The 16,066-nt window shown below is 68.7% G+C and carries 19 protein-coding genes and 1 tRNA gene; 3 read left to right on the top strand and 17 right to left on the bottom strand.

The annotated features are described in order from the left end of the window. The 5 genes from rpoB to ACTWPV_RS32645 form a co-directional block, all read right to left on the bottom strand. On the bottom strand, positions 1 to 2,094 hold a 2,094-nt coding region (gene rpoB / locus ACTWPV_RS32665), incomplete at its 3' end, for a DNA-directed RNA polymerase subunit beta (protein WP_443154715.1). Positions 2,095 to 2,528: 434 nt separating this feature from the next. Next, the gene (locus tag ACTWPV_RS32660) at positions 2,529 to 3,026 is read right to left on the bottom strand and encodes a hypothetical protein (RefSeq protein ID WP_443154714.1); all 498 of its coding nucleotides are present in this window, start codon (positions 3,024 to 3,026) and stop codon (positions 2,529 to 2,531) included. Then, entirely contained in the window at positions 3,023 to 3,523 is a 501-nt protein-coding gene (locus ACTWPV_RS32655) for a hypothetical protein (RefSeq protein ID WP_347650502.1), read from the bottom strand. The genes ACTWPV_RS32660 and ACTWPV_RS32655 overlap by 4 nt, the downstream gene beginning before the upstream one ends. A gap of 206 nt (positions 3,524 to 3,729) precedes the next feature. Beyond that, positions 3,730 to 4,731, bottom strand: coding sequence for an ABC transporter ATP-binding protein (locus ACTWPV_RS32650; protein ID WP_347650503.1), 1,002 nt, complete (start codon positions 4,729 to 4,731; stop codon positions 3,730 to 3,732). 89 nt (positions 4,732 to 4,820) lie between these two features. Beyond that, the gene (locus tag ACTWPV_RS32645) at positions 4,821 to 5,405 is read right to left on the bottom strand and encodes a TetR/AcrR family transcriptional regulator (RefSeq protein ID WP_443154713.1); all 585 of its coding nucleotides are present in this window, start codon (positions 5,403 to 5,405) and stop codon (positions 4,821 to 4,823) included. Positions 5,406 to 5,490: 85 nt separating this feature from the next. Between ACTWPV_RS32645 and ACTWPV_RS32640 the strand changes: the two genes are divergently transcribed. Next, positions 5,491 to 5,955 (top strand): nuclear transport factor 2 family protein, encoded by a 465-nt coding sequence (locus ACTWPV_RS32640; protein ID WP_347650505.1) that lies wholly within the window; start codon positions 5,491 to 5,493, stop codon positions 5,953 to 5,955. Between the two features lie 9 nt (positions 5,956 to 5,964). Here the strand turns inward: ACTWPV_RS32640 and rplL are convergent, their stop codons facing one another. The 8 genes from rplL to ACTWPV_RS32600 all read right to left on the bottom strand — a co-directional run bounded on the left by rplL (position 5,965) and on the right by ACTWPV_RS32600 (position 10,844). After that, on the bottom strand, positions 5,965 to 6,360 hold the full coding sequence (gene rplL / locus ACTWPV_RS32635) for a 50S ribosomal protein L7/L12 (RefSeq protein ID WP_132518411.1): 396 nt from the start codon (positions 6,358 to 6,360) through the stop codon (positions 5,965 to 5,967). A 69-nt stretch (positions 6,361 to 6,429) separates the two neighbouring features. Further along, a complete protein-coding gene (gene rplJ, locus ACTWPV_RS32630; RefSeq protein ID WP_347650506.1) occupies positions 6,430 to 6,954 on the bottom strand; it encodes a 50S ribosomal protein L10 in 525 nt (174 codons plus the stop codon). Positions 6,955 to 7,193: 239 nt separating this feature from the next. After that, complete coding sequence (locus tag ACTWPV_RS32625) at positions 7,194 to 8,012, bottom strand: LppX_LprAFG lipoprotein (protein ID WP_347650507.1); 819 nt, start codon at positions 8,010 to 8,012, stop codon at positions 7,194 to 7,196. Between the two features lie 252 nt (positions 8,013 to 8,264). Then, positions 8,265 to 8,984, bottom strand: a complete 720-nt coding sequence (rplA, locus tag ACTWPV_RS32620; RefSeq protein WP_347650508.1) for a 50S ribosomal protein L1 — start codon at positions 8,982 to 8,984, stop codon at positions 8,265 to 8,267. A 62-nt stretch (positions 8,985 to 9,046) separates the two neighbouring features. After that, positions 9,047 to 9,478, bottom strand: a complete 432-nt coding sequence (gene rplK, locus ACTWPV_RS32615) for a 50S ribosomal protein L11 (RefSeq protein WP_347650509.1) — start codon at positions 9,476 to 9,478, stop codon at positions 9,047 to 9,049. Between the two features lie 120 nt (positions 9,479 to 9,598). Beyond that, on the bottom strand, positions 9,599 to 10,366 hold the full coding sequence (gene nusG / locus ACTWPV_RS32610) for a transcription termination/antitermination protein NusG (protein ID WP_347650510.1): 768 nt from the start codon (positions 10,364 to 10,366) through the stop codon (positions 9,599 to 9,601). 81 nt (positions 10,367 to 10,447) lie between these two features. Continuing rightward, complete coding sequence (gene secE, locus ACTWPV_RS32605; protein ID WP_443154712.1) at positions 10,448 to 10,693, bottom strand: preprotein translocase subunit SecE; 246 nt, start codon at positions 10,691 to 10,693, stop codon at positions 10,448 to 10,450. Positions 10,694 to 10,771: 78 nt separating this feature from the next. Continuing rightward, positions 10,772 to 10,844 (bottom strand) — tRNA-Trp (locus ACTWPV_RS32600). 178 nt (positions 10,845 to 11,022) lie between these two features. Between ACTWPV_RS32600 and ACTWPV_RS32595 the strand changes: the two genes are divergently transcribed. Next, complete coding sequence (locus ACTWPV_RS32595) at positions 11,023 to 12,231, top strand: pyridoxal phosphate-dependent aminotransferase (RefSeq protein WP_347650512.1); 1,209 nt, start codon at positions 11,023 to 11,025, stop codon at positions 12,229 to 12,231. Between the two features lie 56 nt (positions 12,232 to 12,287). On the opposite strand, the gene ACTWPV_RS32590 is transcribed toward ACTWPV_RS32595, so the two are convergent. Together ACTWPV_RS32590 and ACTWPV_RS32585 are read right to left on the bottom strand one after the other, a co-directional pair. Then, on the bottom strand, positions 12,288 to 12,854 hold the full coding sequence (locus ACTWPV_RS32590; RefSeq protein ID WP_443154711.1) for a hypothetical protein: 567 nt from the start codon (positions 12,852 to 12,854) through the stop codon (positions 12,288 to 12,290). A gap of 30 nt (positions 12,855 to 12,884) precedes the next feature. Continuing rightward, a complete protein-coding gene (locus ACTWPV_RS32585; RefSeq protein WP_443154710.1) occupies positions 12,885 to 13,562 on the bottom strand; it encodes a hypothetical protein in 678 nt (225 codons plus the stop codon). Positions 13,563 to 13,654: 92 nt separating this feature from the next. Between ACTWPV_RS32585 and ACTWPV_RS32580 the strand changes: the two genes are divergently transcribed. Further along, positions 13,655 to 14,680: an adenosine deaminase gene (locus tag ACTWPV_RS32580; RefSeq protein WP_347650515.1), complete on the top strand. Its 1,026-nt coding sequence runs from the start codon at positions 13,655 to 13,657 to the stop codon at positions 14,678 to 14,680. Here ACTWPV_RS32580 and ACTWPV_RS32575 read toward each other — a convergent pair. Together ACTWPV_RS32575 and ACTWPV_RS32570 are read right to left on the bottom strand one after the other, a co-directional pair. Beyond that, the gene (locus ACTWPV_RS32575) at positions 14,669 to 15,526 is read right to left on the bottom strand and encodes a hypothetical protein (protein ID WP_443154709.1); all 858 of its coding nucleotides are present in this window, start codon (positions 15,524 to 15,526) and stop codon (positions 14,669 to 14,671) included. The genes ACTWPV_RS32580 and ACTWPV_RS32575 overlap by 12 nt on opposite strands. After that, positions 15,513 to 16,052, bottom strand: a complete 540-nt coding sequence (locus tag ACTWPV_RS32570) for an RNA polymerase sigma factor (protein WP_347616809.1) — start codon at positions 16,050 to 16,052, stop codon at positions 15,513 to 15,515. The genes ACTWPV_RS32575 and ACTWPV_RS32570 overlap by 14 nt, the downstream gene beginning before the upstream one ends. Positions 16,053 to 16,066 lie beyond the last annotated feature (14 nt).

The raw sequence follows: 16,066 nt of genomic DNA, 5'->3' as shown, positions 1-16,066 counted from the left end.
CGCCACCAGGAGGTTCTTGCCGAGCGCCATCTCACCCTGGTCGGTGCACGGCCCGTCGGCGATCACCTGGTTGACCTCGACCCGGTCGCCCTCGGCGACGATGGGCTTCTGGTTGAACGAGGTGCCCTGGTTGGAGCGCTTGAACTTGGCGACGCGGTAGGTGGTGCGGGTGCCGTCGTCGTTCATGACGGTGACGTAGTCGGCCGAGACCTCCTCGACCACGCCCGCCTTCTCGGCGCTGATGACGTCGCCGGCGTCGGTCGCGGCGCGGTATTCCATGCCGGTGCCGACCAGCGGCGCCTCGCTCTTGAGCAGCGGCACCGACTGGCGCTGCATGTTGGAGCCCATGAGAGCGCGGTTGGCGTCGTCGTGCTCGAGGAAGGGGATCATCGCCGTGGCCACCGACACCATCTGGCGCGGCGACACGTCGATGTAGTCGACCTCCTCGGCACGGGCGAGCTCGGTCTCGCCGCCCTTGGTGCGCACGAGGACCCGGGAGTCGGCGAACGACCCGTCGGGGTTGAGCACCGTGTTGGCCTGCGCCTTGACGAAACGGTCTTCCTCGTCGGCGGTGAGGTAGTCGATCTGGTCGGTGACCTTGCCGTCGACCACCTTGCGGTAGGGGGTCTCGACGAAGCCGAAGGCGTTGATGCGGCCGTAGGAGGCCAGCGACCCGATCAGGCCGATATTGGGGCCTTCAGGGGTCTCGATCGGGCACATCCGGCCGTAGTGGGACGGGTGCACGTCACGGACCTCGAAGCCGGCCCGCTCACGCGACAGACCACCGGGGCCCAGCGCGGACAGACGCCGCTTGTGCGTCAGCCCGGCCAGCGGGTTGGTCTGGTCCATGAACTGCGACAGCTGCGAGGTGCCGAAGAACTCCTTGATGGAGGCGACCACCGGGCGGATGTTGATCAGGGTCTGCGGCGTGATCGCCTCGACGTCCTGCGTGGTCATCCGCTCGCGCACGACGCGCTCCATGCGGGCCAGACCCAGGCGGACCTGGTTCTGGATGAGCTCGCCGACGCTGCGCAGGCGGCGGTTGCCGAAGTGGTCGATGTCGTCGATCTCGACGATGATCTCCCCCATCGACTCCTCGCCCGCGTGGAGGCGGACGATGTATTCGATCGTGGCGACGATGTCGTCCTCGGTCAGCGTGCCCTGGGTGATCTCGGCGTCGACCCCGAGCTTCTTGTTGATCTTGTAGCGGCCCACCTTGGCCAGGTCGTACCGCTTGGGGTTGAAGTAGAGGTTCTCCAGCAGGGTCTGCGCCGACTCCTTGGTCGGCGGCTCGCCCGGCCGCAGCTTGCGGTAGATGTCGAGCAGCGCGTCATCCTGGCCGGCCGTGTGGTCCTTCTCCAGGGTGGCCCGCATCGACTCGTACTGGCCGAAACGCTCGAGGATCTTCTCGTTGGTCCACCCCAGTGCCTTGAGAAGCACGGTGACGGCCTGCTTGCGCTTGCGGTCGATGCGCACACCGACGCTGTCGCGCTTGTCGATCTCGAACTCCAGCCAGGCACCCCGGGACGGGATGACCTTGCAGCCGTACAGATCCTTGTCGGACGTCTTGTCGACGTTACGTTCGAAATAGACGCCAGGCGAACGGACCAGCTGCGAGACCACGACACGCTCGGTGCCGTTGATGATGAACGTGCCCTTCGGCGTCATGAGCGGGAAGTCGCCCATGAACACCGTCTGGCTCTTGATCTCACCGGTGGTGTTATTGATGAACTCCGCCGTCACGAACATCGGGGCGGAGAAGGTCATGTCCTTGTCTTTGCACTCGTCTACGGAGTACTTCGGCGGCTCGAACCGGTGGTCGCGGAACGACAAGGACATGGTCCCCGAGAAGTCCTCGATCGGACTGATCTCTTCGAAGATCTCTTCGAGACCCGACTGGGTCGGGACGTCCCTGCGCCCGGCCTGGCGAGCCGCCTCTACCCGGGCCTTCCACTTCTCGTTGCCGAGCAGCCAGTCGAACGACTCGGTCTGCAGAGCGAGAAGGTCAGGAACTTCGAGAGGCTCCTGGATGCGCGAAAATGACACGCGACGGGGACCAGCGGGTACGGCGGAGGCGTTGCGCGAGGCTGCCAACAGATGTCCTTCCGAGGGCTCGCGGCGGACTGACTACACGCACGCCAGACAACCTCGCAACGTGAGCAAGCATCGCGGGTCGTCAAAGGGCAGCGCAAAGGGGCAGTGTAGCCGAACGGCACACGCCTGTCCACTTCACTCTCGCTGCATGCTCCACGTTGGTCGCAGCATCGCCCGTTCAGGCGGATACGTCAAGCCCACAAGCGCGACTTTTAGCCGACTAGGGGCCCGGACGCTGGGTTTTCTCTCCTGTGTGACCGATCGCCTACCGCCAGGCCCAAGACGATACCCGCGAACGGGGGCGGTTAACGCTCTGTCACACCGAGGGCCGAACCCATGCCGGCAACCGGTGTAGCTGTGACTGAGGTACCCCTGGCATTGACCGCACTAAACCTGTTTTTTGATAACAATTGAAGGAAGCGGCGCGCCGGGGGTCAGGCGGTCCCGAGCAGGGTCGACAGATCGGCCACCAGCCATCGGGACTCTTGCCGAACCATCACCAACCTTGCCCGGTTCTGTGTGAACCCTTGCTGGGGCCCGTCCTTGCCGGAGCTCTCCTTGACCGTACCCGTGTTCACGATGAGCAGAACCTCCACCCGGTCGGGTTCTGCCCGCTCGACGCCGGCCCCCGCCACGGACACGGTCTGAATGATTTTCTGGGCCTTCGCCCTGGACGCCAGGCTCGTCGCCAGCTGCCCGTAGTACGTGGTCAGTTCCCCCGTGGTGTGCTCCTTCGCGCGCGCCAGGTCCTTGTCCACCGTCCGGTAGTCGTACGAGAGCAGGTCAGGCGCCACCCTCTTGGCGGCGGACAGCGCCTCCGCCGCGGCCTCGTCCGCGGCGCGCAGGGAGCGCAGATCGAACCACATCACCGGGACCAGCACCCCCGCCACGGCCACCAGGAGGCCGAGCAGCGCGATCGTGAAGATCCTCACGCGACCTGCACCACCTTCGACACCAGCCAGGCGCCGCCGGTCCTGGTGACGTCCATCGACCACCGGTAGTAGCGCTCCTGCGGCGGGTTGTCGGAGCCGTCCCAGCGGATCTCCACGTCGGCCACGACCAGCACCTTCGCGACGGCCCCCGTCAGCGAGACCAGCCCGGTCGCGCGCAGGACGCCGTGCTGGACGACCTTGTTCGCGACGGTGGTCGACCGGAGCTTGCCGGCGTCGGCCTCGTATTCGGCCCTGGCCGGTCCGGTGGAGGTGTCGAGGATGCGCTTCATGTCGTCGTCGACGGTGCGGTGCCCGAGCGAGATGAGGTTGATCGCGTGGGTGCTCGCCGCCTGGAGCGCGGCCTGCTTGTCGTCCGCCCTGGCCTGCTCGTCGCGCGTCTGCGCGGCGAGCCACACGCCCGTGCCCACGAGCGCCACCAGCACCCCGCCGAGTGCCGCCATGAGGATGCGAGCGGGCCGAACCGCGAGCCCTGCCACGACGCGCTCACCCCTTCCACGGCCGGTCGCCGGGATCATAACCTGGCATTTGCGCGTGGAGCCCCTCAACCAACCGAGGCGGCATTTCACCAGCTCATGACAAGCCAGCCGAAAACCCGTGAATGCCCCTGGCCGGGCCTGAGAGCCCCGCTGAGGCGTCGACGACGCACATCGCCTGTCGAAGTGGTGGCCCCGCCGCCTGTGCGCTATCTGGCGCCGTGGAGGTGGGAGTTGACCAGGCGCGGATACTCCTCCAGCCAGTTGCGGCCGCGCTCGTCCACGAACGAGCCCTGCGGCGGGATCACGCCGTTGGCCGCCAGCCACGTGCCGGGCGGCCGCTGGCTGTTGCGGATCGAGTTGTCGCTCGGCATGAGCTGCGGCGGGATCGGCGGCAGCGCGCCGGGATCGTGCCCCAGTAGCGCCTCGGCCTCCAGCTCCGAGACGTCCTTCTCCTCGGACATGCCGATCGGCCCGTGCTTCCTGGCGTTGAGGAACTGGCGCACCACCGGCTCGTCGCTCGACAACAACATCTCGCGCGGCCCGAACATGACCAGCTCGCGTCTGAAGAGCAGCCCGATGTTGTCGGGGACCGTGCGGGCGGTGTTGATGTCGTGGGTGACGATCAGGAACGTCGCCTCGATCTCGGCGTTGAGGTCGACGATGAGCTGGTTGAGGTACGCGGTGCGCACGGGGTCGAGGCCGGAGTCGGGTTCGTCGAACAGGATGATCTCAGGGTCCAGCACCAGCGCCCTGGCCAGCCCCGCCCGCTTGCGCATGCCGCCGGAGATCTCCCCCGGCAGCTTCGACTCGGCGCCGAGCAGCCCGACGAGCTCCATCTTCTCCATAACGACCGCGCGGATCTGGCTCTCGGACTTCCTCGTGTGCTCGCGCAGCGGGAAGGCGATGTTGTCGTAGAGGCTGAGCGAGCCGAACAGGGCGCCGTCCTGGAACAGCACACCGAACAACCTGCGCAGCTCGTAGAGCCTGCCCTCGTCGCAGTGGGCCAGGTCGTAGCCGTCGATCCAGATGTGGCCGCGGTCGGGCCTGAGCAGGCCGACGAGGGACTTGAGGAAGACCGACTTGCCGGTGCCCGAAGGGCCGAGCAGCACGGAGATCTCGCCGGGCGGGAGGGTGAGGGAGACGTCCTCCCAGATGACCTGCCGGCCGAACGACTTGGTCAACCCGTCGACCACGACTTCGACGCCCACTGGCCACCTCGGCATTCCGGGGGATGTGGCCCCACGGTAACGGCGATCCGCCTGATGTGAACCCGATCCGGCAACTTGTTACGGGCCGGTTATGAGACGTCGGGTCCAGTAAGCGCGCGCAGGCTGGGACGGAGCAGCCGGGCGATCTCCTCCGGCGGCACCCCGCGCAGCTCGTCGAGCTCGAGCAGCTGGTTGCCCACGGTCACGCCGACCATGACCGTCATGATCAGCGCGGCGCGCAACCGCGCGTCCTCGCCGGGGATGGACTCCGCGAGCCGGTCGATCTGCGCGCCCAGGACCTGCCGCGCCGACGCGGCGGCCTCGGGGTGCGTGAGCATCGACCGCATCATGGCCAGCGAGCCCTGCGGCATCTCGCCCAGCTTCACGCCGAGCGTGCCGAGCAACCGCTCGACGAGGCCCTCCGCACCCTCGCCTTGGCCCTCGCCCTCGTCCGTGCCGGAGGCCGCCGCCCCGCGCACCGACTGCTGGAAGAGCTCCTGCTTGCTGCCGAAATATTGCATCACGAGGGCGGGATCGACCTCGGCCGACCTGGCGATGGCCCTGATCGTGGCGCGCTCGTAGCCGACTTCGGCGAACAGCGCCCTGGCCACGTCGAGGATCCGCCCTTCGGTCCTGCGCCGCCTCTCGGCACGGGGTAGCACTCTCTCGCCCATCGACCCGACTCTACTCGCGTTGACCGACCCACCCCTTTCGCTCTACGCTCGTTGAGTCAACGTACGTTGAGCGAAAGGCTCGATCATGTCCATCGAAGAGATCGTCACGGGCTACCACACGGCGATGCTGCACAAGTCCCCGGACGAGCTGGCCGGCCTCTACGCGGAAACCGGGCTGCACGAGTTCCCGTTCGGCGGGCTGCCGCCGTTCAGGGGCCGCGAGGAGGTCCGTACGGGCTACCGCGACATGTGGGACCGGATGCCTTTCGCGGTGCGTGAGGTGCGCCGGCGTGCCCTGCGGCGTACCGACGACCCGGAGGTCGTGGTGGTGGAGCAGGACGCCGTCGTGGAGGTGGGCGGGGAGCTGGTCGCGGTTCCCGGCCTGCTGGTTCTCCGGATCAGGGACGGCGAGATCGTCCACACCAGGGACTACATGGACACCAGCGCCGTCACGCGGGTCCGGTCGGCGGGAGCGCCCCCGGAAACGCGAAAAGAGGCGGACGCACCCGGCACCAGGGTGCAGCCGCCTCTTTCCGTAGAGCGAGCGTGAAGGGGGAAGTTACTTCACGGTGACGGTGGCGCCGGCGCCCTCGAGGGCAGCCTTGGCCTTCTCCGCCTGCTCCTTGTTGACCTTGCCGTCGAACACGGGCTTGGGAGCACCGTCGACCAGGTCCTTGGCCTCCTTGAGGCCCAGGGACGTGAGGGCGCGGATCTCCTTGATGACCTGGATCTTCTTGTCACCGGCGGCCTCGAGGACGACGTCGAACTCGTCCTGCTCCTCGGCAGCGGGGGCCTCGGCGCCGGCGCCACCGGCAGCGGGGGCGGCGGCGACCGCGACGGGCGCGGCGGCCTTGACGTCGAAGACCTCTTCGAACTGCTTCACGAACTCGGACAGCTCGAGGAGGGTCATCTCCTTGAACGCGTCGAGCAGCTCGTCGGTGCTGAGCTTCGCCATGATGGTTTCCTTACGTTAGGACGTGCTGAGAACTAGGAACGGGACCGCGGAGTTGCGGCAACCCCCGTGTTACTCGCCAGCCTCTTCGCGCTTCGCGCGCAGGGCGTCGGCCAGCTGGGCCATGTTGGTCGGCAGCGCGGCGAACATCGCGGCAGCAGCGCTCTGCTTCGCCTTCATGGCGCCGGCCAGCTTCGCGAGGAGGACCTCGCGGGACTCGAGGTCGGCAAGCTTGGTGATCTCGGTGGCGTCAAGCGTCTTGCCGTCAAGGACGCCGCCCTTGATCACCAGAAGGGGATTGGCCTTGGCGAAGTCACGCAGACCCTTGGCCGCCTCGACAACGTCGCCGTTGACGAAGGCGATCGCGGTCGGACCGGTGAGCAGGCTCTCGAGGCCCGCGAGACCGGCCTCGTCGGCCGCGATCTTGGTCAGGGTGTTCTTCGCCACGGCGAACTTCGCATTCTCACCGAGAGAGGTGCGCAGCTCCTTGAGCTGCGCGACGGTGAGACCGCGGTACTCGGTCAGAACGGCGGCAGCGCTGCCCTCGAACTCGTTCTTGAGCTCGGCAACCGCTGTCGCCTTATCCGCCCTCGCCATGGGCCTCCTTCCAGATGTGCCACCGGCGAAGGCCCCTCGACATGAGAACAGCCCCGAGCGCAGGGCGCACGGGGCTCACGCACACGGATCACACCATGTGGGAAACTCGCATCACACCTGCGCGGGCCGTCCACATGATGTGGATCCTTCGGTCGCCAGGCTTTGAGGCACCTGACGACGACCGGCGGTCTTCGGCACCGACCAGACTACGTGCTGGCGGCCGAGTTTCCAAATCGTTCTCAGCTGGTCTTGCCCTTGGGCAGCTCACCCACCTGGTCCGCGGGCGGCGCGTCGATGGAGACCGGCTCGTTGAACCCCTTGAAGAACAGGGTGGCGTCGAGCGTGCCGCCCTCCTTCGAGCCGTTCAGAGTCAGCTTGCGCGGCAGGCCGTCGGCGGCCACCCAGATGTCGAACTTGACGTCCTTCAGCTCCGCCAGGCCCGTCCTGGCGTTCTCCTGCTTGTCGGCGGGAAGCTGTTGGACGGCCGCGTCGACCGGGAAGGTGCCGCTGTAGTGGGTGGTGTCCTCGCCGTTGACGCTCTCGTTGCCGACCGACTTCACGTCCTGCGAGGCCGTGATGAGCTTGGTCATGTTGCCCAGGTCGAACTGCTGGATCTGGGTGAGCACCTGGTTGACCTGGCTGGAGTCGGCCATCCCGCTGAGCGGGACCTTGATCCACGGCTTGGTGGCGCCCACGAGGTCGTTGAGTGCCTCGACCTTGACGTAGACGGTGTCGCCCTGGAGGACGGCGCGCGCGCCACCCGGCAGGCTCCTGCCTCCCATGTCGGCGGTGTCCAGGGTGAGGTCCACGGCGAGTTGGGGCTTGCTCTGGTAGAGCATGCGGCCCTGCACCTTGCCGGTTCCCTCCTGGGGATGCGTCACGTTGACGACGGCGTCGACGGTGTAGCTGGTCACCTCCGCGGTCTTCTGCGCGGCCTGCGAGAGGACCTCCGAGGCGGCCAGATTGACCTGGATGGGCTGGGCGTTCGATCCACAACCGGCGACCGCTGCCACGACGAGCGCGGCGCCGGCCGCGGAGAGACTTATGCGCTTCAGCATGTTTTGACCTTACGTTTAAGTTCCGCCGCCGTGGCGCCTTCCCCCGAGAACTAAGGGAAAACCCAGGGTTAACCCTCACAGACCCCACACATCTTCTCCACAAGTGGTGCCCCGCCGCCCGGCATCCCACGCCTCGACGGCACCGCCCCCGCGCACGGACCTCGGAGCTCCGGGAAGGCTCGTAACGGCGGCAACGACGAAAGAGCCCCGCCCTGAACAGGGGCGAGGCTCTTTTGCGAGGAGTGCGGAAGGTCAGGCCTCCAGGTCGGCGGTGAGGCCGCGGGTGACGTTGGGGTCGACGGGAACGCCGGGGCCCATCGTCGTGGAGAAGGTCACCTTCTTCAGGTAGCGCCCCTTGGCCGCCGACGGCTTGAGACGCATCACCTCGTCAAGGGCGGCGGCGTAGTTCTCGACGAGCTGGCGCTCGTTGAACGACGTCTTGCCGATGACGAAGTGCAGGTTGGCCTGCCGGTCGGTGCGGAACTCGATCTTGCCGCCCTTGATCTCCGTGACGGCCTTGGCGACGTCGGGCGTCACGGTGCCGGTCTTGGGGTTGGGCATGAGACCACGCGGACCGAGCACGCGGCCCAGGCGGCCGACCTTGCCCATCAGGTCGGGCGTGGCCACGACGGCGTCGAACTCGTTGAGCCGGTTGCCCTTGGAGATCTCGTCGATCAGCTCGTCGGCGCCGACGATGTCGGCGCCCGCCTCGCGGGCTGCCTCGGCACGGTCACCGGTCGCGAAGACCAGGACCCGGGCGGTCTTACCGGTGCCGTGCGGGAGGTTGACCGTGCCGCGCACGATCTGGTCGGCCTTACGAGGGTCGACGCCCAGCCGCAGTGCGACCTCGACGGTGCCGTCGAACTTGGTGGGCGACGTCTCCTTGGCCAGCTTCGCGGCGTCGGCGGGCGAGTAGAGCTTGTCGCTGTCGACCTTGGCGGCCGCGTCTTTGTACGCCTTGCTGCGCTTCATGTCTTGTGACTCCTGAGTGGTCTGCGGGCCCGCTGGGCCCTCCCACGAACGGGAAAAGGGTGTCAGTCGGCGATCGTGATGCCCATCGACCGGGCGGTGCCGGCGATGATCTTCTCGGCCGCCTCGACGTCGTTGGCGTTGAGGTCGGGCATCTTGGTCTCGGCGATGCTGCGCAGCTGCTCGCGGCTCAGCTTGCCGACCTTGTCACGGTGCGGGACCGCGCTGCCCTTGTCGATGCCGAGAGCCTTCTTGATCAGCTCAGGCGCCGGCGGCGTCTTCGTGATGAAGGAGAAGCTGCGGTCTTCGAAAATGGTGATCTCAACGGGGATGATGTTGCCCCGCTGGGCCTCGGTGGCAGCGTTGTACTGCTTGACGAAGTCCATGATGTTGACGCCGTGGGGACCGAGGGCGGTGCCCACGGGCGGCGCCGGGGTGGCCTGACCGGCCGGCAGCTGCACCTTGACCAGTGCGGCGATTTTCTTCTTCGGAGGCATGTGTCCTTCTCCGGGTCCTGATTGCGATGCTTGCCGGACTGCGGATGCAGCCCTGACATGTCGGAAGGCCACCCCTCGCGACAGGGCGGCCAGCCGAACGTCTAAGTGTAGGTGATCGTCCTAGATCTTCGAGACCTGGTTGAACGAGAGCTCGACGGGAGTCTCACGGCCGAAGATCGACACGAGCACCTTGAGCTTCTGCGACTCGGGGCTGATCTCGCTCACCGAGGCGGGCAGCGTGGCGAAGGGGCCGTCCATGACCGTGACCGACTCGCCGATCTCGAACTCGACGGTCGGGCCCGTGGTCGTCTTGGCCGCGGCCTTCTTGCTCTCCTCGGTCGGCTCCGGCGCCAGCAGCTTGGCGACCTCGTCGAGGCTGAGCGGGCTGGGCTTGTTGGACAGGCCGACGAAGCCGGTCACCCCGGGCGTGTTACGGACGGCGGCCCAGGACTCGTCGGTCAGCTCCATGCGCACCAGCACGTAGCCGGGCAGCACGCGCTCCTTGACCGGCACCTTCTTGCCGCTCTTGAACTCCTGGACGGTGTGCGTCGGCACCTCGACCTGGTAGATGTAGTCCTCCATGTTGAGCGAGACGTTGCGGCTCTCGATGTTGGACTTCACGCGGTTCTCGTAGCCGGCGTAGGAGTGGATGACGTACCACTCGCCGGGCAGGCCGCGCAGGGAGCTCTTGAACTCCTCGACCGGATCGACCTCAGGAAGAAGAGCAGCATCGTCCTCGACGGCGGAAGCCTCGGCATCGGCTGCCTCGTCGCTCTCCGCGACCTCGGCCTCGGAGACGGCCGACTCGGCGGCCTCCTCGGCAGCCTCTTCCAGCTCGTCGCCCCACTCGCCGCGGGGCTCCTCGGCCGGAACTGAAGACTCGGACACGGTGACTCTTCCTCTTTCGTCTTGTCGTTTGCTCTCGTACCGAATGGCGGCTCCGTCAGACGACACCGGCCGGGCTCTCGATCAGGCTCCGCCGAAGATCCGCAGAACCAGCCATCCCAGGCCGCTGTCGAGCCCGTAAACGATCGCAACCATGATCAGAACGAATATCAGAACGACCGTCGTATAGGTGATGAGATCCTTGCGTGTCGGCCAGATGACCTTGCGGAGCTCGTTGACGACCTGCCGATAGAAAAGGGCAGGTGAAGTGCGTGTCTTCTTTTCGCCACCCGGCTTGCCTGCGGTCTCGCCGCGCGTGTCGATCGCCACAGTCCTCACCTGAATCAGTCGTATCCAACGCAGTTTTGCGGCGCGCTTACACGCCCATTATTGCGCGGACCGCACTCGCAGGGCACGAGGGACTCGAACCCCCAACCGCCGGTTTTGGAGACCGGTGCGCTACCAATTGCGCCAGTGCCCTATGTCATCGACCAGACTACCCTGATCGACTCACTGCCTGGACCGAACCGCTCGCCGACATGCGGCGGAAGGACCACGCGAAAGCATACGGGGGAATGCCTGCCACGTCGAACCAAATCCTGATGGCCCAGGTCACGCGGGCGTGTGGCCTGCGAAGTGCCCCGTGGGAGCATGGACGCATGTCCACCCGATCCCGCATCTCAGCGAGAATTTCCGCGATCTCCGAGTCGGCCACGCTGGCCGTCGACGCCAAGGCCAAGGCCATGAAGGCGGCCGGACGCCCCGTCATCGGCTTCGGCGCGGGCGAGCCCGATTTCCCGACGCCCGGCTACATCGTCGAGGCGGCGATCGAGGCGGCCCGCGACCCGCGCTTCCACAAGTACACGCCGGCCGGCGGCCTGCCCGAGCTCAAGCAGGCCATCGCCGACAAGACCCGGCGCGACTCCGGCTACCAGGCCGAGGCGTCGCAGGTGCTGGTCACCAACGGCGGCAAGCAGGCCGTCTATCAGGCGTTCGCGACGCTGCTCGACCCCGGTGACGAGGTCCTCGTCGTGGCCCCCTACTGGACGACCTACCCCGAGGCGATCAAGCTGGCCGGGGGCACACAGGTCAGCGTCGTGACCGACGAGTCCACCGGCTACCTCGCGAGCGTCGAGCAGCTCGAGGCGGCGCGCACCGAGCGGACGAAGGCGCTGCTGTTCGTCTCGCCGTCCAACCCGACGGGCGCCGTCCACTCGCGCGAGGAGACGGTGGCGATCGGCCGCTGGGCCGCCGAGCACGGGCTGTGGGTCGTCACCGACGAGATCTACGAGCACCTCGTGTACGGCGGCGCCGAGTTCACCAGCATCGCCACGGCCGTCCCCGAACTGGGCGACCGGGTCGTGATCCTCAACGGCGTGGCCAAGACGTACGCGATGACCGGCTGGCGCGTGGGCTGGCTGATCGGCCCGTCCGACGTGGTCAAGGCGGCGACCAACCTGCAGTCGCACGCCACCTCCAACGTCTCCAACGTCGCCCAGATGGCCGCGCTGGCCGCGGTTTCGGGAGATCTGTCCGCGGTGGCGGAGATGCGCGCGGCGTTCGACCGGCGCCGCCAGACGATGGTTCGGATGCTCAACGAGATCCCGGGCGTGTTGTGCCCGGAACCAAAGGGGGCGTTCTACGCGTACCCCTCTGTAAAGGAGCTGCTCGGCAAGGAGTTGCGCGGCCACAGGCCCGCGTCGTCCGGCGAGCTGGCCGAGCTGATCCTGGAGGAGGCCGAGGTCGCGGTGGTGCCCGGCGAAGCGTTCGGAACCCCGGGATATTTCCGGCTGTCCTACGCGCTGGGCGACGACGACCTCGTCGAGGGCGTCAGCCGGCTGGGCAAGCTGCTGGCCGAGGCCCGCTGAGTCCACCGTTCACCGGACCACTCACCGGGTCACTCACCGCGCAACTCGCGCGCACGTCACTGGGCCACGCTCTGCGCGATCTCGGAGGCGAGCGGCCTGATCTCGTCGGCGAGGCCGGGTGTCGCGGCGATGTAGATGGCGGTGCCCGGCCGCTCCAGCCACATGAAGTTGCGCAGGCCGTTGCGCGTGGTCCAGTGCAGCGCCGGCCTGCCCCAGTACGCGCTCAGCGTCGACCTGGGCACCAGCGTCACGAACTGCTCGGCGGTGCGCACGCCGCACACCACACCGACGTACAGGCGCTCGTCGTTCTGCAGCCAGGCCAGACCCCTGACCTTGGTCCGGCGCCGGAGCGACTCGAGGCGGTTGAACGAGCCCGCCCGTGCCAGGCCGGCGGGCGAGGCGGGAATGTGCACCTCGGTCGATCCGCAGGCCAGGGCGATGGTCCGGCGCTGGGTGTCCGGTTCGGGGCGCGGCGACGCCGAGAGCGGCGACCGGCTGCCCGCGTCGGTGCCGGGGTCCGTCGGCGGCACCTGGCCGGCGAGGGCGTCGCAGGCGGCCAGTCCCGGCATGAGCCCGCACACGAGGAGCACGGCTGCCGTACGCCGCATTGACCAACCCCCCATGACGTGAGTGCATATGCCGGGCAAAGGCTTTCAGTCTCCTACAGGAGCCCTGGCCGAGGTCGCAATAGTGAGCAGTTCACCGGCAAGAGAGTCGCTGACCCTGACCCACGCACCGGTGCCCGCCCGTTCCAGCCAGGCGATCATCCGGCCGCCCTTCGGGTGCTCGCCCACCACGGCGGGCCTGCCCCGCACGGTGATGGCGCGGGCGTTCAGCACGGCGACCCGCTCGCGGTAGCGCGCCCAGCCGGCCGCCACGGCGCCCTGCTCGACCCGGGCCTCGACGACGTCACCGCCCGCGCTCCACCTGGCCCAGCGGCCCTCGACGCCCGGCTCATGCCCGATCGTTCCGCCGCCGGAGCGCGCCAGCCCGGCGGGCAGGTAGGTGAGCCACAGGTCGCCGGAGATCACCGCGAGCGCGGGCGCCGCGGCACGCCTGGCGGGAACGGCCGCCGCCGCCGCGGCCCGGTCCTCCGCCGCGGGCGTCCGGTTCTCGGTCGCGGGCGTACGGCTCGCCGCGCCGGTCGCGGGCGTACGGTCCGCCGTTGGGGGCGGTGCGGGAACGGGCTGCGGTGTCTCCACGGCGGCCCGCGGGGGGCGTCCGAACCCTGAGGAGAAGAGACCGTAGATGATGAGGGCCGCCGCCGCGAACGCCAGCGCCGCCAGCGCCGTGCGCCATCCCTGCCTGCCGGCCCGCGCCTCGGGGATCATTTCTCGATGATCCCCCGTGAGGTCTCCCCCGTACCGCGTGTTCCCGCAGACTCCTGCCGCGATCTTTTCGGCCCTGGTGGCAAAATATGCGGATGCCAAGGCCCTTGCACGCGCTTCCCAAGGCCCATCTCCACCTGCACTTCACCGGCTCGATGCGCCACTCGACGCTGATCGAGCTGGCCAGGGAGCAGGGCCTGCACCTGCCCGACGCGCTGGAGCAGGACTGGCCGCCGAAGCTGCGGGCCACCGACGAGCGCGGGTGGTTCAGGTTCCAGCGGCTGTACGACATCGCGCGGTCCGTGCTCAACCGGCCGGAGCACGTCTACCGGCTGCTGGCCGAGACCGCCGAGGACGAGGTCGCGGCCGGGTCGCGGTGGCTGGAGATCCAGGTCGACCCGTCGGGTTACGCGCCGCGGTTCGGCGGGCTGACGGCCACGCTCGAGCTGATGCTCGACGCGGCGGACCGGGCGGCCGAGCACGCCGGGATCGGGATCGCCGTGATCGTGGCGGCCAACAGGATCCGGCATCCGCTCGACGCGAACACGCTGGCCAGGCTCGCCACGCAGTACGCCGGCAAGGTGGTCGGGTTCGGGCTGTCCAACGACGAGCGGCGGGGTGCGGCGCGCGACTTCGAGCGGGCGTTCAGGATCGCCAAACGCGGCGGGCTGCTGGCCGTGCCGCACGGCGGCGAGCTGATGGGGCCGCGCAGCGTGGCCCAGTGCGTCGACGACCTGGGGGCCGACCGCGTCGGCCACGGGGTGCGGGCGGCCGACGACGAGTGGCTGATGCAGCGGCTGGCCGACCGGCAGATCTGCTGCGAGATCTGCCCCTCGTCCAACGTGGGGCTCGGGGTGGCCGAGCGGGACGCGGACGTGCCGTTGCGCCGGCTGTTCGACGCGGGGGTGCCCATCGCCCTGGGAGCCGACGACCCGCTGCTGTTCGGCACTCGGCTGCTGCGCCAGTACGAGCTGGCCAGGGAGGTGCACGGCTTCAGCGACGCCGAGGTGGCCGAGCTGGCGCGGCAGTCCGTACGGTCGTCGACGGCTCCTGAGTCGGTGCGCAAGGAGTTGCTGCAGGGTGTGGACGAGTGGCTGACGAGCTCGCCCTCACCCGAGTGACGTGGCGACGGCGACCGCCTCGCCCACGTCGCCGGCGCCTTCGAGCCGGTAGTTGAGCGTTCCCTGCTGCCAGACGAGGGTGGGGGCCGCCTGCCGCAGGGGCACGTGGGTGCCGTCCTGGCGCCTGATGTAGCCGAGCGGGTGGTCCCCGGGCAGCCACCAGGCTTCGTACGCGCCCACCATGACGCGGTCGGGCCACGGCGGGCCGAGCTGCTTGTAGAAGTACGGCCCCACCGTCCCGCTGAACTGGTCGAGCCGCACACCGCCCGGCCAGTACATCGACACCACCCTGCCGTGGTCGGCGACCGTGACGCGCTGCGGCTTCCCGAGCCTGGCCGGAACCCTGACCGCGAAGTCCACCAGCTCGGGGAGATCGGCGAGGGACGCCGTTTGCTCGGCGGGCAGGGGCGTCCGGGTGGTGACCGGCTCGGGCGGGGTGTCGCCGAGCTCCACCTCGACTCCGGCGAAGCGCAGGATCGTCGCCACGGCGGCGCGTCCTTGGGGGGTGGCGGCGGTGACGGCGAGGACGGCCACGACGACGGCGGTCACGACCTTCCACCGCGCCCGTCTTCTCCCCGGTGTCCGCCGTCCACGTCCCGCCGCCTCCCGCCGGCCCGCCACCTCCGGTGTCCTGGAGCGCTCGCCGGCGGGCCGGTCCAGGGCGGGTGGTTCGGTGGCGCGCGGGTTCGGGGTGGGTGGTTCGGTGGCGCGCGGTTCGGGGGTGGGTTCGAGGCGGGCGCGTACGGCGGCGGCGACGTCGGAGGCAGGCAGGCTGGGGACGTCGATGCGGTCGCCGAGCGCCAGCAGTTCGGCCTCGAGCTCGTCGTACGGCTCAGGCGAGTTCATCGCCCACCCCCTTCCTCAGCCGGGCCAGCCCGCGGTGGGTGCTGGACTTGACGGTGCCGACGGGCCAGCCGAGCACCTGCGCGGTCTCCGCCTCGGTCAGCTGTAGGAAATACCGGCAGACCACGGCCTGGCGTTCCCGTTCTGGGAGGTCGCGCACCGCCGCGAGGAGCCGCGTGCGCCGGTCGGCGGCGACGGCGGCGCCCTCGGGGTCGTCGGGCGCCGCCGTGTCGGCGGTCGCCCCGAGCCGGAGTGCCAGCTCTCCCCTGCGCCCTCGCGACCGGGTCAGGGTGTGCGTCTCGTTGGCGACGATGCGCAGCAGCCACGGGCGGAACGGCGCGTCCCTGCGGAAGCTCGCCAGGTGCCGGTACGCCTTGACGAACGCCTCCTGCACGACGTCTTGGGCTTCGTCGCCCGCGCCCAGCATGACGGCGGTACGGTGGGCGAGCGCGCTGTAGCGGGTGACCAGCGCTTCGTAGGCGGCCAGGTCACCGGTGAGCGAGCGCGCGATCGCCTCGTCGTCGTCCATGGCGGCTCAGATTC

The sequence above is a fragment of the Nonomuraea sp. KM88 genome (assembly GCF_052245635.1).
Classification (GTDB): domain Bacteria; phylum Actinomycetota; class Actinomycetes; order Streptosporangiales; family Streptosporangiaceae; genus Nonomuraea.
The sequence above is the reverse complement of the archived record's forward strand: the minus strand, read 5'-3'. Positions and strand labels throughout refer to the sequence as shown.